Raw genomic sequence first — 14144 nt, 5'->3', positions numbered from 1 at the left:
ATGGATCTACACAACTGAAGATAGGCAGCCGCGCGAATAATCTAATTTGCTGAACAGATTCAATCTGATTTGGGTCGTCCAGTCGTCAGCGCAAAAATATACTGCTTTCCCTCGCACCCAAATCAGCGGCACTTTCCGCGCGTCTCGTCCCGGCAAGAGGGGCGTATCGCGATCGTCACGAACGCGGGACGGGATGCGGTGGACGCGAGGGCGTCGGTGCGCAGGATGGTTGCAGGGCGAGGTCAAACTCGTGAGCGGCTGACGGCGCGCAAGATGACGGCGCTCGATGCGTACGGCAAAACCGTGTGGTCCTGACACCCGTGGCTGGTGCCAAGCTGCCGGTGGCGTATCAGATCCAACCGGATCGATTTAGCCATCAAGCCGGCAGTGACGGAGGCCAGAGGAATTCGGCTCCGGGGAGACCACGGCATAAGCCGTCAACCCATTGCGCAGGGAATGCCGGACTGCTCCGGCTGTACCTGTATGCTCGTGTGCGCATTTCTATCCACACATGCACACGAGACCGCGGGTGCGGCGAGCACCCGGCATTCCCTGCACCCTCCATATCAGAGGGTAACCTGACAACGCCCGGACGCCACGCGCCGCGGGAACGCAGACCTGTATCCGGCTTTTGGAAGGGAATGGGCGGTTGACTCGGGAACCGCCAGCAATCAGAAAAAGTCCTGAAAAATGAACGGCTAGGATAATGGTCGGAGTGGCAGGATTCGAACCTGCGACCCCTGCGTCCCGAACCCAGTTATCGGACCGCATAGCGCTGAAAAGTCGAGAGTTTTGGCTTCATACGATATTGGTTATTTTCGTTCGTTGCTGACGTAGCCGGGGTTATCCCGGGGTTGGCGCTCCATGTAGAATAGCTTTTCGACCAGAGATTTTCGGTTGGTTGCGGGGACATTCAACCACCTCAAATCGCTATTTCAGGCGGTCGCTTAGCGTTGCCCAAAGGCAAAGGTCACCTTTCGAATCGTTTCGGGTGCGCCATAAAATGAATTACTTAGTCAAACGCCCCTGTAGGGCAAAACCCACCACAAACTCACCAAAAATGATCCAGCTATGGCGCAGAAATCTGCGCCAGTGGGACGACGCTACGGCAGCGTTTGGCTCGGAGGGGACGAAAGCGGGCAACGCACGCCCAGTGCTCGCGCACGCCACCGAAGCATGATGTCGCGGCTTCCCATGTGATCGGCTAAGCGCCCTTCCCCGAAATCAAACCGATTGATTCTCTACCTATTCCTTAGTCGCGGGATGCTGTTTGCGTACGAACGGCCGCTTTGCGCCAGAAGCGGTCGTTCCACACGCGCATGCAATCTCCGACAGGGTGCCTACGCTAAACTTTCTCACGCCGGTTCGTCGTGGCAGGCTTCCCAACCGCTCCCGGCGCAAAGCCGTGCAGGAATAATTCGACCGCCATATCAGCAAATTCCTGCGGATCGACCGCGCCCTTAGGATCGTACCAAGTGTAGGTGAAGTTGATGATGCCGAACAGGATCATCGTGTAGATCTTCTTGGTGCGCTTGACGATTCGACCTTCGGCGTCGAGCCTGAGCAGAAGGTCGGCGACGATATCGACCAGCTGGCGCTCGAGATCCTTGATGGCCTGCTGCTCATCCTCGTTCAGGAACGAGAGATCGTGAATCAGCACGCGCTGCTCATGCGGCGATTTGGCGTTGACCTCGACGATGGCGCGAATGACGTTTTGAAACTGCGTCAGCGTCGGACCGCCCGCCGCGACCGCCGTTTCGACATGCTGGATCATTTCCCTGATGTGGGCGTCGAGGATCGCGAACAGGATCGCTTCCTTGGAGTCGAAATAATGGTAGAGCGCGCCGCGCGACAGCTTGCAGGCGTCCGCAAGGTCGGCGATCGAAGCGCGCATATAGCCCTGCGCCGAAAACAACCGGGCGGCATTGGTCAAGATGCCGAGATGGATGCCGTCGTAATTTTCAGAGCGTGTTCGCGCCATCGGGTAGTGTCCGCTTCCATTTCAGCCTTAGCTCGTCTTCCCAAGGACATGCTTAGCTGATTCAGCAGCCCTTTTTCACATCTCGATGCGTCGGCTGCCCCCGCCGGCCCCGCACGGGCCTGCGGCCGATCGACCACATCGTCCTTATCGCAAAAAATTGTTTGAACGGCCAGTCGGATTATAATAGAATGATCTAAATAAGGACAGCCCGGACCAACCGTGCAGCGCGCTTTGGGAGGTGAAATGACGGTGATTAGGGCGGATGCTGTCGTGATCGGAGCCGGTGCCGGCGGGCTTTGCGCCGCGGCTCGCCTGTCCCATGCCGGGCTCCATACCCTCGTCGTCGACGACAAGGACCGGCTCGGCGGGCGTGCCTCGACCGAAGAGATCGACGGCTTTACCGTCAATATCGGCGCCATCGCCATCGAACTCGGCGGTGTCTTCGAGGAGACCTTCAATACCGTCGGCGCGCCGCTCGATATCCGCACCCCCGAGCCCGCCAGTTCCTTCTTCATCGACGGCAAGCTGATCGATGTCGGGCGCGGCGGCTGGTCACTGCTGCTCGGCCAACTGACCAAGCAGGCCTCCCGCATCCTGGAGAAATTCGCCGACGCCCGCTCCGGCAACCTTCCCGACGGCCGGCAATCGACCGAGGACTGGCTCAAGACCTACACCAGCAATGCCTCGGTGCATGCCATCTTCCGCAACCTCTGCGCGGCGATCTTCGCCTGCAACGCCAATGAGCTGCCAGCGCGCGCCTTCCTGACCTATTTCACCAGCAAGGGCGCCTTCAAGCGTTTTGGCTTCTGCCCGCAAGGCACGATCGGCGTCTGGAATGCACTCGGGGCCGTCATCAAACGGAATGGCGATATCTGGCTGTCGACGCCGGCGGCACAAATTCACACCACCGGGGGCCGCGTCGATGGAGTGACCGTTGTACGCGATGGCCAATGGGTGCGGATCGAGACCGATCTCGTCATCAGCAATGCCGGTCCGAAGACCACCGTGGCCCTTGGCGGCGAAGGCGCCTTCCCGCCCGCCTATGTCGAGCAGGTACGCAGCGGGCTCAAGCCCGCCGCCAACATCGTCATCAATATCGCCAGCCGCGAACCGCTGATCTCCCATCCCGGCATCGTGACCTTTGGCAAAACCCGCCGGCTGTGCAATATGGCGAACCTCACGGCAACCTGCCCCGAACTGGCACCGCCCGGCTGGCATCTTTATGTCGCCTACGCCGTTCCGATCCCGGCGCTCGGCGATTTCGACTCCGAGGTCGAGGTCGAACTCGCACTGACCGATCTGCGCGAGCAGTTCCCGAATTTTGCCCAAGCCAAAATCCTGTCGATCCGCGTCATGCGCGACGACTGGGCGGCCCAGCGCAGCTGCGCCGGATATGACCTGCCGCGAGAGACCGGCATTGACGGACTGTGGTGCGTCGGCGACGCCGTCAAGCAATACGGCAATGGCGGCACGCAAGCTTGTGCCGAAACCGCAAAGATCGTCACCGACGCGATCCTGGCGCAGCGGCCACGCGTGGCACAATCGAGCCGGGTATGAGTGCGATACCGACAACAATCCCGACGCAGGCGAATCTTAGCGGCGCGCAGGCCGCGCCCGATCCGTCATGCCTGCTCGAATTCCGCAACATCCGCGTCGTCTATGACAACGCCATCGAGGCGATCCGCGACGTCAGCATTGCCGTGCCCGAAGGCGGCATCGTCGCCCTGCTCGGCTCCAACGGCGCCGGCAAGTCGACATTGCTCAAGGCGATGTCCGGCATTCTCTACACCGAGGAAGGCGTGATCGAGAATGGCTCGATCCGCTTCCGCAATGAGGAAATCCACCGCCTCGCCCCTGATGAGCTGGTTCGGCGCGGCATCGTGCAGGTGCCGGAAGGCCGCCGCGTGTTTCCGGCGCTGACCATCGACGAAAATCTGCAGATGGGCGGTTACACCAAGACCGCAGCGGAAGCGCGCGAGCACCGCGAAAAGGTGTTTACGCTGTTTCCGCGCCTGTTCGAACGGCGCGACCAGATCGCCGGCTACATGTCCGGCGGCGAGCAGCAGATGCTCGCGATCGGGCGCGCCTTGATGACCGATCCCGTGCTGCTGGCGCTCGATGAGCCCTCGCTGGGCCTCGCGCCCCTCATCATCGACCGCATCTATGAGGTAATCGCCAAGCTGCGCGACGAGATGAAGATGACGGTGCTGCTGGTCGAGCAGAACGCGCAGCGCGCGCTGGATATCGCCGACTACGCCTATATCCTGGAAACCGGACGCGTCGTGCTCGACGGCACGGCGCAGAAGCTGGCGTCGAACGAGGACGTGCAGGAGTTCTATCTCGGCGTTTCCAATTCGGGGCGAAAGAGCCTGCGCGATGTCAAGCATTACAAGCGGCGCAAACGGTGGCTATCGTGATCGCCTTGCTCAGTGTCAAAAACCTCACCAAGCGTTTTGGCGGCCTGCAGGCGGTCGCCGATGTCAGCCTTGATGTCACCGCAGGCGAAATTTGCAGCGTGATCGGCCCGAACGGCGCCGGCAAGACCACGCTGTTCAACATGATCTCCGGCGTGCTGCGGCCAAGCGGCGGCCGCATCCTGTTCGACGGCACCGATCTCGCGACCGTCTCCCCCTCGCGCTTTGCCGCTATCGGGATCGGACGGACCTTTCAGAATCTCGCGCTGTTCAAGCACGGCACCGTGGTCGAGAACATCCTGACCGGCCGGCACACTCATCTGCGTTCCAATGTGCTCGATGCCGTGATCTTCTTCGGCCGCACCCGCCGGGAGGAAATCGAGGCCCGCCAGCGCGTCGAGCACATCGTTGAATTCCTCGAGATCGAGCACATCCGTGACGCCATCGTCGGCACGCTGTCCTACGGCCAGCAGAAGCGCGTCGAACTGGCGCGGGCGCTCGCCTGCGAGCCGAAGCTGCTGCTGCTCGATGAAATGGTCTCGGGCATGAACCAGGAGGAGACCGAGGACATCGCCCGCTTCGTGCTCGATATCCGCGACCAGCTCGGCATCACCGTGTTGATGATCGAGCACGAGATGCGGATCGTGATGGACATCTCGGACCGCGTTCACGTCCTGAATTTCGGTCGCAAGATCGCCGAAGGCACGCCCGCCGAAGTGCGCTGCGATCCGGCCGTCACGGAAGCCTATCTCGGCGGCCATCGCGCGGAAGTGCCTGCGAAGGTGGGTGCATGATGTCCACCCTCGACACGATGCGAACAGCGCATCCGACCGTGCAGGCGGATTCGGCCAAGAGCACGTCCGCCCCCGACACCGCGTCGTTGCGGTCCACGCTGCAGAATGCCGCGATCACCATTCCGCAACTGCTGCAAAAGCGGGCTGAACTGCACGGCGACAAGCTTGCACTGCGCGAGAAGGATTTTGGCATCTGGAACCGCTATTCCTGGAACCATTATTATGAGACCGCGCGTTCCGTCGCGCTCGGCCTGCTGTCGCTCGGGTTAAAACCCGGCGACCGCGTCGCCATCGCGGGCGAGGATACGCCGGAATGGTTTTATGCCGATCTCGGCACCCAGATGATCGGCGCTATCGCGGTCGGCATCTATCCGACCAATCCGTGGGTCGAGCTGCAGTATATCGTCCGGCATTCAGGCGCGCGCGTGATCATATCAGGCGACCAGGAGCAGACCGACAAGGTCCTGGACGCCATCGCCAATAATGACGGCCTGCCGGCACTGGAGGCCATCGTCTGCGTCGACATGAAGGGCCTGCGGCATTACGGCCAGTCGCAATTGATGTCGTTCGAAAAGCTCTGCGAACTCGGCAAGCGTTACGCACACGAAAACCCCGACGCCAATGGCAGGCTCGACCGGCTGATTGCGCGGGCCTCGCCCGACGATGTCTGCATCCTCGTCTACACCTCAGGCACCACAGGTCCGCCCAAGGGCGCCATGCTGACGCATCGCAACCTGATCTATGCATCGTATATCTATGCCGAGGCGGTCGGGATATCGGACAAGCCGTTCGAATCGGTGTGCTACCTGCCGCTCTGCCATGTAGCTGAACGCTGCTATTCCGAGGTGATGCAGCTCGTGCTGGGCGGCACCGTCAGCTTTGCGGAATCGATCGATACCGTCGCACTCAACATCCGCGAGATCGCGCCGACCTTTTTCGTCGGCGTTCCCCGCATCTACGAGAAGCTGCAGCAGAATTTCCTGTTCAGACTCGGCGAGAGCGGCCGGCTGCGGCAGGCATTCGCGAAGGCCTGTTTCGCACTCGGCCGCAAATTGTCGGACCGGCGGCAGAACGGCAGCGACACCCGGCTCGACCAGATCGCTTACGCACTGCTCTACATTTTCCTGTTCCGCAACATCCAGCGCCATCTCGGGCTCGCGCGCAGCCGCCACCGTCTCTGCGCCGGCGCCTCGATTTCACCGGAGACGCTGCGCTTCTTCGACATCATCGGCCGCCCGGTGTCGCAAGGCTATGGCCTGACCGAAAGCGGCGGCGTCGCCTTCATCCAGACTGACCGCCATCACCGGCTCGGCGGCTGCGGCCTGCCCCTGCTCCACACCGAATGGAAGCTCGACGCCGACGGCGAAATCCTGCTGAAGAACCCCGGTGTCTTCAAGGGCTATTTCCTCGACGACAAGGCATCGACGGCCACGCTCGAACCGGGTGGCTGGCTGCGCACCGGCGACATCGTCGAGATCATGGACAATGGCGAGATCAGCGTGGTCGACCGCAAGAAGGCGATCATCATCACCGCCGGCGGCAAGAACATCGCGCCCTCCGAGATCGAGAACGCGCTCAAGGACTCCGAGTTCATCAAGGAAGCGATCGTGGTCGGCGAGGCCAAAAAATATCTCGGCGCCATCATCCAGGTCGATTTCGACAATGTCGGCCGCTGGGCCCGCGACAAGGCGCTGCCCTACACCAATTACAAGTCGCTGTCGCAACTCCCCGAAGTGCATGACCTCGTCGAGCGGATCGTCAATGAGACCAACAAGCGTTTCGCTCGCGTCGAGAACATCCGCCGCTTTGCGATTCTCGAGAAAGAACTCGACCACGACGACGGCGAACTGACCGCCACGCAAAAAGTCCGCCGCGCCATGATCGAGAAGAAGTTCGCGCGTGAACTCGCCATCATTTACCAGGCGGAGATCTGATGCAGTATTTCATGCAGCTGCTGATTTCAGGCCTCGCCATCGGCGCCATCTATGGCCTGATCGCGATGGGCTTTGCTGTGATCTACAAGTCCACGGGCCTGGTCAATTTCGCGCAGGGCGAAATGACCATGATCACGGCCTATATCGCCTGGACCATCTCGACCACGGTCAGCGGCGATGTGTTCGTGGTGGCGCTCGGCGCCATCCTTGCCGCCGTGGTGCTCGGCCTGATCATCGAGCGCGTCGTGATGCGGCCGATGCTGGGCGAGCCGGTGTTCGCCACCGTGATGGTCACCATTGGCCTTGCGGTCATTCTGCGCTCGTCGATCAATTTCATCTGGGACGCCTATCCGCACGGCCTCGACGTGGGCTTCGGCCGCAGCATCGTGCGGATCGGCCCGATCGGCGTACGCACCGGCCAGATTGCCGTCATCGTCACGCTCCTTGTGCTGCTTGCCGCGATCTGGGCGTTCTTCCGCTACAGCAAGATCGGCGTCGCCATGCGCGCCGTCGCCGCCGACGACCGTACCGCGCTGCTGATGGGCATCAGCGCCACCAAGGTCCATGCGCTGGCCTGGGCCGCATCGTCCGTGATTGCCGGAATTGGCGGCGTGTTCTTTGCGCTGTCCTATGACCTGTCGCCGGCGATGTTCCAGCTCGGGCTGAAGGCGTTTCCGGCCACCATCCTCGGCGGGCTCGACGCCGTGCTCGGATCCGGCCTCGGCGGCCTCCTGATCGGCATCACCGAAAACCTCGCGGGCGGCTACATCGGCTCCGGCATGAAGGAGGTCGCAGGCTTTGCCATGATCATCGTGGTGCTGATGGTCCGCCCGTTCGGCATCTTCGGCGAACGCGACATCGAGAGGGTCTAGGGCGATGCGCACCGGTGATTTCAAACAGACCTACGGCGAACTCGTCACCCTCGTCGATTCCCCGCCGGTATGGCTGTGGTCGGCGCTGCTGGTCGCAGGCCTGATCGCCGCGCCCTTTGTGCTGAACTCCTACGTGCTGTCGTTCCTGATGATCATCCTGATCACTGTCGTCGGCGCGTTGGGGCTGAACATCCTGGCCGGCTACACCGGCCTGATCTCGCTCGGCCATGTCGGCTTCCTCGTCACCGGCGCCTATGCCTACGCGATCCTGGTTTCCAAATACCAGATGCACCCGCTGGTCGGCTTCCTCGGCGCCGGCGTGGTGCCGGCACTCGCGAGCCTCATCGTCGGCGCGCCGTCACTGCGGTTGAAGGGGCTTTATCTCGCCATCACCACGCTCGCCTTCTCCTTCATCATCAACACCGTGATCCTGGAAGCGCGGTGGCTGACCAACGGCGCTCGAGGTATTTCGGTGCAGCGACCGGAGATCTTCGGCATCAGCTTCGACAGCGACGCCGCCTTTACCTGGCTCTGCCTCGGCTTTGCAGTCCTCACTTTGTTTGCCACGCTCAACATCCGCCGCAGCCGCGTCGGCCGCGCCTTTGTCGCGATCCGCGATAACGACACCGCCGCCCGGGTCATGGGCATCAATCTGCACGCCTACAAGCTGTTCGCCTTCGTCACCTCCGCCTTCATCACCGGCCTGTCCGGCGCGCTGTACGGAATTTACCTGTCCTTCGTCAGCGTCGAAGGCTTTCCGTTCCTGCTCTCGATCGAGGCGCTGGCGATCCTGATCGTCGGCGGTCTCGGCTCGGCGCTAGGCGCCGTGCTCGGCACCATCCTGATCGTGCTGCTGCCGGAAGCGACGCGGCTGGTCTTCAGTCTGTTCAGCGCGCAGATGGACGCCATGTTCACGACCGGCGCGCAGGAGCTCAAGAGCATGCTCTACGGCCTCGTCATTATCCTGTTCCTGCGCTTCCAGCCGCGCGGTCTGGTCGGCGCCTGGCACGACATCAGGCGAATGTGGGTGAACTGGCCGCTTCGCTACTAACCAGAAAAGAAAATCGAACAGGAGGAGGAAACAATGATCAAATATCTGGCGAGCGCGTCGCTGTTGCTCGCGGGCGCGTATCTCTCGACCGCCCCGGCGCTGGCCGCCGACCCCGGCATCACCGACACCGAAATCGTGATCGGCGACGTCGAACCCCTGACCGGCCCCCCGGCGCTGCTCGGGGTCGCCGCCTCGATCGGCCACAAGATCGCGATCGCGGAAGCCAATGCCGCCGGCGGCATCAACGGCCGCAAGATCAAGTATGTGCTGGAAGACGACGGTTACGTCACCGCCCGCACCATCCAGGGCGTCAAGAAAGTGACCGATGTCGACAAGGCGTTTGCCCTGCTCGGCATCTCCGGCTCCGGACAGTCCATCGCCGTGATGCCGCTGCTGGAGAAAGCCGGCATTCCCACCGTCATCGACGTCGCGCCCGTCAAATTCCTCTGGGAACCGCCACGAAAGAACGTGTTCGTCGTCGGGCAATCCTACGAGGAAGGCATCATCCATCTCGTCAATTATCTCGCCGAGAAGAACCCCGGCAAGAAATGGGGCCTGATCACGCAGGACGACGACTATGGCATCACCGTGCGCGACGGTTTTGATACCGTGGTCAAGGCCAGGAAACTCAATGTGGTCTACAGCGGTAACTACAAAAAGGGACAGCAGGACTTTTCGTCCGACATGCTGCAGCTGAAGGATTCCGGCGCCGAAGTGTTTCTCGCCGGTGGAATCATCGGCGAGAACATCGCGATGATAAAGGAGCTCGAAAAGCTCAGCATCAAGCCGGTGGTCGGCATCTTCTGGCCCGGGCGGGTCGAGCCGGTGCTGAAGCTGATGGGCCCGGCCGGCGACGGCATCTACGCCGTCGACTATGTCGAACCGTTCGCAGGCGCCGCCGGCAAGGCTTTCCTCGAGAAAGCCAAGGAACTACTGCCGGAAGCCGAGATCAAGGGCATCAACCGCTATTCCATGACCGGCTACGCCGCCGCCAAGGTCCTGATTGCCGCCATCGAGCGCTGCGGCAAGCAGCCGACCTGGGCCTGCACCATTGCCGAACTGGAAAAGACCGAGAATGTCGAAACCGGCATCATGGCGCCAATCAGCTTCGGCCCCGGCGTCCGCTTCTCAAACCAGAAGCTGCAGATCATGCAGTCCGAGTTCTCGACGCTGAGCTTCAAGCCGGTGAATTGAGAGTCAGATCCCGCCAGACCGCCGCGACGGCAGTCGGCCCCCTCTCCCGCTTGCGGGGGGTCTATCCCCACGACGGGTTTTCCAAGTGAGAGCCCCCACCCGCCGCGCTCTGGCGCGCAATTGCGCTGCGCCCAGCGCGTCGACCTAAGAGCGAGCTTCGCTCGTCTCGACGCCCGCAGGCGGGAGAGAAGCAACAGCCCCCTCACATCCGCTTCGCAACCTCTTCCAGCATCACCTCCGTCGCCCCGCCACCGATCGTCAGCACCCGGGCATCGCGCACCATCCGCTCGATCGGCGTGCCCCGCATGAAGCCAGAGCCGCCGTGCAGCTGCAGGCAACCATGCACGACCTCGTGCAGCACTTCCGGCGACAGCGCCTTCACCATCGACACTTCGCGCGGACACGGCTTGCCGGCCTCCACCAGTTCCGCCGCATGATAGGCCAGCGCCCGGGCGGCCGCGGCCTTGGTTGCCAGTGACGCGAGCTTGAGCCGCACCGCCTGCTGGTTCCACAAGGGACCGCCGAACGCCTGCCGGGTCTTCACATAATTGGTGGTGAGCTCGATCGCCTTGGCGGATTCGCCGGCGCAGATGCCGCCGATGCAGATCCGCTCGTTCTCGAAGGTCTCCATGATGCCGTAGAAGCCGCGGTTCTCCTCGCCGAGCAGATTTCTGGTGGGGATGCGGACATCCTGAAAACTGATCTCGGCGGTGTCGGAGCAAAGCCAGCCGTGCTTGTCGAGTTTTGTCACCGAAATGCCCGGCGTCGTGCGCTCGACAATGAACAGCGAAATGCCACGGCTCCCCTTGGCCGCGGGATCGGTGCGCGCGGCAACGATGAGGATATCGCCATAGACCGCATTGGTGATGAACATTTTTGAGCCGTTAATCACCCAGCTATCGCCGTCGCGGCGGGCCCGCGTTTTCAGCCCGGCGACATCGGAACCCGCATCGGGCTCGGTCACCGCGATCGAGCAGATCGTCTCGCCGCGGATGATCGCAGGCAGGTATTTCTGCTTTTGCTCGGGTGTACCGCGCAAGGTGATGTGGACCGCCGACATGTCGGTATGCACGAGCACTGACGAGGTGAACCCGCCAAAGGTCGAACGGCCAAGCTCCTCCGCCCACACCATCGACGCCAGCGGGCCCATATCGGTGCCGCCATATTCGACCGCGTGGCGCATGCCGAGAAAGCCGAGGGCGCCCATGCGGCGGTAGATCTCGCGCGGGATCTTGCCGTCGCGCTCCCACTGTTCGCCATGCGGCATGACCTCTTTCTCGACAAAGCGGCGGACCTGCTCGCGCAGCATCCGCAATTCCTCGGACAGCTGCGGCTGCTCCGAGAAATGGAATTCGCTGTCGGTATGACCTCGCGGATCGGCGGGCCTGACGTTCATGATGATACCCTCTCGTCCCTGATGTGAAGGTGCCGGTCGAGAAACCTGGCGATCGATGCGATGGCCTGACGTGCCTCGGCAAGCTCCGCACCGAACATCTGGAAGACATGGATCATGCCATCCCAGACCTCCAGACTGACATCGATACCTGCGGCGCGCGCCTTGTCGGCGAACATGACGGAATCATCCAGCACGGTTTCGCGGTCGCCGACCTGGATCAAGAGCGGCGGCAAGCCTTGCAGGTTGGCGTATAGCGGTGAGATCCTGGGATCGCAGGGATCGCCCTGCCCGCCCAGATAATTTTTCGCCAGCGCCAGGATCATCGGGCGCTGGTGGATCGGGTCGGCTTCGGCGCGGGTGACATAACTCGCGCCGGTCGCCGCCAGATCGGTCCATGGCGACATCAGCACCGCCGATATAGGCAGCGGGAGGCCGCGTTCGCGCAAGGCCAGCATCGCCGCGAGCACGAGATTGCCGCCAGCGGAATCCCCGGCAAAGGCGATGTTGCCGGACTTCAGACCGCGATCGATCATCCAGCCATAGGCCGCAAGCGCATCATCCAGCGCAGCCGGAAAGCGATGTTCCGGCGCGAGGCGGTAGTTGATGGCGAGCACGCGGCAGCCGCTGGCGAGTGCAATCTGCGCGATCAGGTCGCGGTGCGAAGCCACCGAGCCAATGCGAAAGCCGCCGCCGTGGAAATACAGAATGGTCTTGTCATCGGGCGCATTGGCCGGAAAAATCCATTCGCCATCGACGCCATCGGCAGAGACACGTTCGTATGTTACCGGCGCCGTGCTGCCTCCGAAGGCCGTTTCCCAATCCTCGCGCATCTGCGCGACTGACGTATCCCGGTTCCAGCTGCGATAGACCGCGCGGATACGCTCGATCGCAAGATCGATCGGAGCCGTTGCGAGTTCCTCGCCTGCGCGCGCCATACTATCCACCCAGACCCATTCCGCCGGACACACCGATCGTCTCGCCGGTGATGTAGGCCGCCTGATCGGAAGCCAGGAACAATGCAGCTGCGGCGACTTCGTCGGGCTCGCCGAGCCGCCGTAGCAATGTGGCATCGGTCATCGCGCGCAAGATCTTGTCGCCGCCCCGGGCGACTGCCGCTTCCAGCATCGGCGTGCGGATCGGCCCCGGCGCAATGGCATTCGCCGTAATTCCGAAGCGCGCATTTTCGCGCGCCATGCTCTTGGTGAAGGCGATCACGCCGCCCTTGGCGGCGGAATAGACCGCGCCACCTTTGGAGCCCAGCCGGCCCGCCTCCGAGGTGATGTTGATGATGCGCCCAAAGCCGGCCGCCTGCATCGCCGGAAGCGCGGCGTGGGTGCAGGCAAAGGCCGAGACCAGATTGACGGCGAGCAGTTTGGCCCAATCCTCCGGTGCCGTATCGGTGAAGAACGCATGCTGGTCGACGCCGGCATTGTTGACGACGATATCGAACGGTCCGTGCTGCGCCACGATCGCCTGCACCATTTTGGTGTCGCCGGCATCGAGGTGAACAGCAGTCGCACCGACCTGCCCGGCAAGCCCGGATGCCGTTTCGAGATCGAGATCGGCGATCACGACGTGAGCACCGGCATCGGCGAAGCTGCGAACGATCGCCGCACCGATCCCCTTCGCGCCGCCGGAGACGAAAGCGCGGCGGCCGTCGAGCCGTCCGAACGCGCGCGTGCCAGAGGCCGGCACTGGCTAGCGTCCCGTAAAAATGGGCTTGCGCCGCTCGATGACCGCGGCGAGCCCTTCCCGCGCGTCGGCCATGCCGGACAGCTCGGATACGGTGCGCGCTTCTTCCGACAGGCACTGCTCGATGCTGAGCGCGGTCCCGGCCCAGACCAGCCGCTTGGTCGCGGCCAGTGCCTTCGGCGCACCGGCCGCCAGTTCCCGCGCCATCACAAGCGACGCCTCGGTGAGGTCCGCATCCGGAACGACCTGGGTGACGATGCCCATATCCAGAGCCTCCGCAGCCGAGATCACCGGATTTGTCAGAAGGATCGACATCGCCCGGCGCAAACCGACCAGCCGCGACAGCGTGACGGACACGCCGGCGTCGGGCGCCATCGCGACCCGCGTTGCACCCGCCAGGAATTTCGCGGACTCGCCGGCGATAACGATATCGGAGGCGCAGACAAGGCCAAAGCCGCCGCCGCCTGCCGCGAATCCCTGCACCGAGGTAATGACAGGCGCTTCCAGCCGTAGCAATCCCGTCACTGCGTTCTGCAGATAGGCCGTCGCCTGCCTGATGTAGTCAGGCAGCTTCTCGCCCTTCGACGCAAACGCCCTGATATCGCCGCCCGCGCAAAAATTCGTGCCCTCGCCGCTCAGCAGCAGCACGCGCAAATCGGGCTGGCCGTGGCAGACCATGATGGCGTCGCACAGCGCGCTCAGGAGTTCGGCGCTCATGCCGTTGGCCGCATCGGGGCGGTTGAGCCGCAGCCGCGCGATGCCATCGGAGATGTCGAGCAGAACAGGACCTTTGTCGATCATGGCAAGTTTCCGCCT

General features: G+C 62.7%; 12 protein-coding genes. 7 read left to right on the top strand and 5 right to left on the bottom strand.

Translation table 11 applies throughout. From position 1 onward, the window contains the following. Nucleotides 1–1345: 1345 nt before the first annotated feature. Nucleotides 1346–1981 (bottom strand): TetR/AcrR family transcriptional regulator, encoded by a 636-nt coding sequence (locus tag ACH79_RS20240; protein WP_161852559.1) that lies wholly within the window; start codon nt 1979–1981, stop codon nt 1346–1348. A gap of 243 nt (nt 1982–2224) precedes the next feature. On the opposite strand from ACH79_RS20240, the gene ACH79_RS20235 reads away from it, so the two are divergent. From ACH79_RS20235 to ACH79_RS20205, 7 genes are read left to right on the top strand one after another with little or no spacing between them, the layout of a single operon-like run. After that, nucleotides 2225–3538: an NAD(P)/FAD-dependent oxidoreductase gene (locus tag ACH79_RS20235; RefSeq protein WP_161852558.1), complete on the top strand. Its 1314-nt coding sequence runs from the start codon at nt 2225–2227 to the stop codon at nt 3536–3538. Beyond that, nucleotides 3535–4398: an ABC transporter ATP-binding protein gene (locus ACH79_RS20230; RefSeq protein ID WP_246738611.1), complete on the top strand. Its 864-nt coding sequence runs from the start codon at nt 3535–3537 to the stop codon at nt 4396–4398. Before ACH79_RS20235 ends, ACH79_RS20230 begins: the two co-directional genes overlap by 4 nt. Further along, nucleotides 4386–5189: an ABC transporter ATP-binding protein gene (locus tag ACH79_RS20225; RefSeq protein ID WP_371419436.1), complete on the top strand. Its 804-nt coding sequence runs from the start codon at nt 4386–4388 to the stop codon at nt 5187–5189. Before ACH79_RS20230 ends, ACH79_RS20225 begins: the two co-directional genes overlap by 13 nt. Further along, entirely contained in the window at nt 5189–7123 is a 1935-nt protein-coding gene (locus tag ACH79_RS20220; protein WP_161852557.1) for a long-chain fatty acid--CoA ligase, read from the top strand. Before ACH79_RS20225 ends, ACH79_RS20220 begins: the two co-directional genes overlap by 1 nt. Further along, nucleotides 7123–7995 (top strand): branched-chain amino acid ABC transporter permease, encoded by an 873-nt coding sequence (locus ACH79_RS20215; RefSeq protein ID WP_161852556.1) that lies wholly within the window; start codon nt 7123–7125, stop codon nt 7993–7995. Before ACH79_RS20220 ends, ACH79_RS20215 begins: the two co-directional genes overlap by 1 nt. Nucleotides 7996–7999: 4 nt before the next feature. Continuing rightward, nucleotides 8000–9046, top strand: a complete 1047-nt coding sequence (locus tag ACH79_RS20210) for a branched-chain amino acid ABC transporter permease (protein ID WP_161852555.1) — start codon at nt 8000–8002, stop codon at nt 9044–9046. A gap of 33 nt (nt 9047–9079) precedes the next feature. After that, nucleotides 9080–10240 (top strand): ABC transporter substrate-binding protein, encoded by a 1161-nt coding sequence (locus tag ACH79_RS20205; RefSeq protein WP_161852554.1) that lies wholly within the window; start codon nt 9080–9082, stop codon nt 10238–10240. Nucleotides 10241–10442: 202 nt separating this feature from the next. Here the strand turns inward: ACH79_RS20205 and ACH79_RS20200 are convergent, their stop codons facing one another. The 4 genes from ACH79_RS20200 to ACH79_RS20185 are packed head-to-tail and all read right to left on the bottom strand — an operon-like array spanning nt 10443 to nt 14129. Next, nucleotides 10443–11636: an acyl-CoA dehydrogenase family protein gene (locus tag ACH79_RS20200; protein WP_161852553.1), complete on the bottom strand. Its 1194-nt coding sequence runs from the start codon at nt 11634–11636 to the stop codon at nt 10443–10445. Beyond that, nucleotides 11633–12571, bottom strand: a complete 939-nt coding sequence (locus ACH79_RS20195; protein ID WP_161852552.1) for an alpha/beta hydrolase — start codon at nt 12569–12571, stop codon at nt 11633–11635. The genes ACH79_RS20200 and ACH79_RS20195 overlap by 4 nt, the downstream gene beginning before the upstream one ends. Before the next feature lies 1 nt (nt 12572). Continuing rightward, nucleotides 12573–13331 carry an SDR family NAD(P)-dependent oxidoreductase gene (locus ACH79_RS20190; RefSeq protein ID WP_161852551.1) on the bottom strand — a complete coding sequence of 253 codons (759 nt, stop codon included), beginning with the start codon at nt 13329–13331 and terminating at the stop codon, nt 12573–12575. Nucleotides 13332–13334: 3 nt separating this feature from the next. Next, nucleotides 13335–14129, bottom strand: coding sequence for an enoyl-CoA hydratase/isomerase family protein (locus ACH79_RS20185; RefSeq protein ID WP_161852550.1), 795 nt, complete (start codon nt 14127–14129; stop codon nt 13335–13337). Nucleotides 14130–14144: the final 15 nt, after the last annotated feature.

Source organism: Bradyrhizobium sp. CCBAU 051011 (genome assembly GCF_009930815.1).
Lineage (GTDB): Bacteria > Pseudomonadota > Alphaproteobacteria > Rhizobiales > Xanthobacteraceae > Bradyrhizobium.
This window is presented reverse-complemented; position numbering and strand designations above follow the sequence as displayed.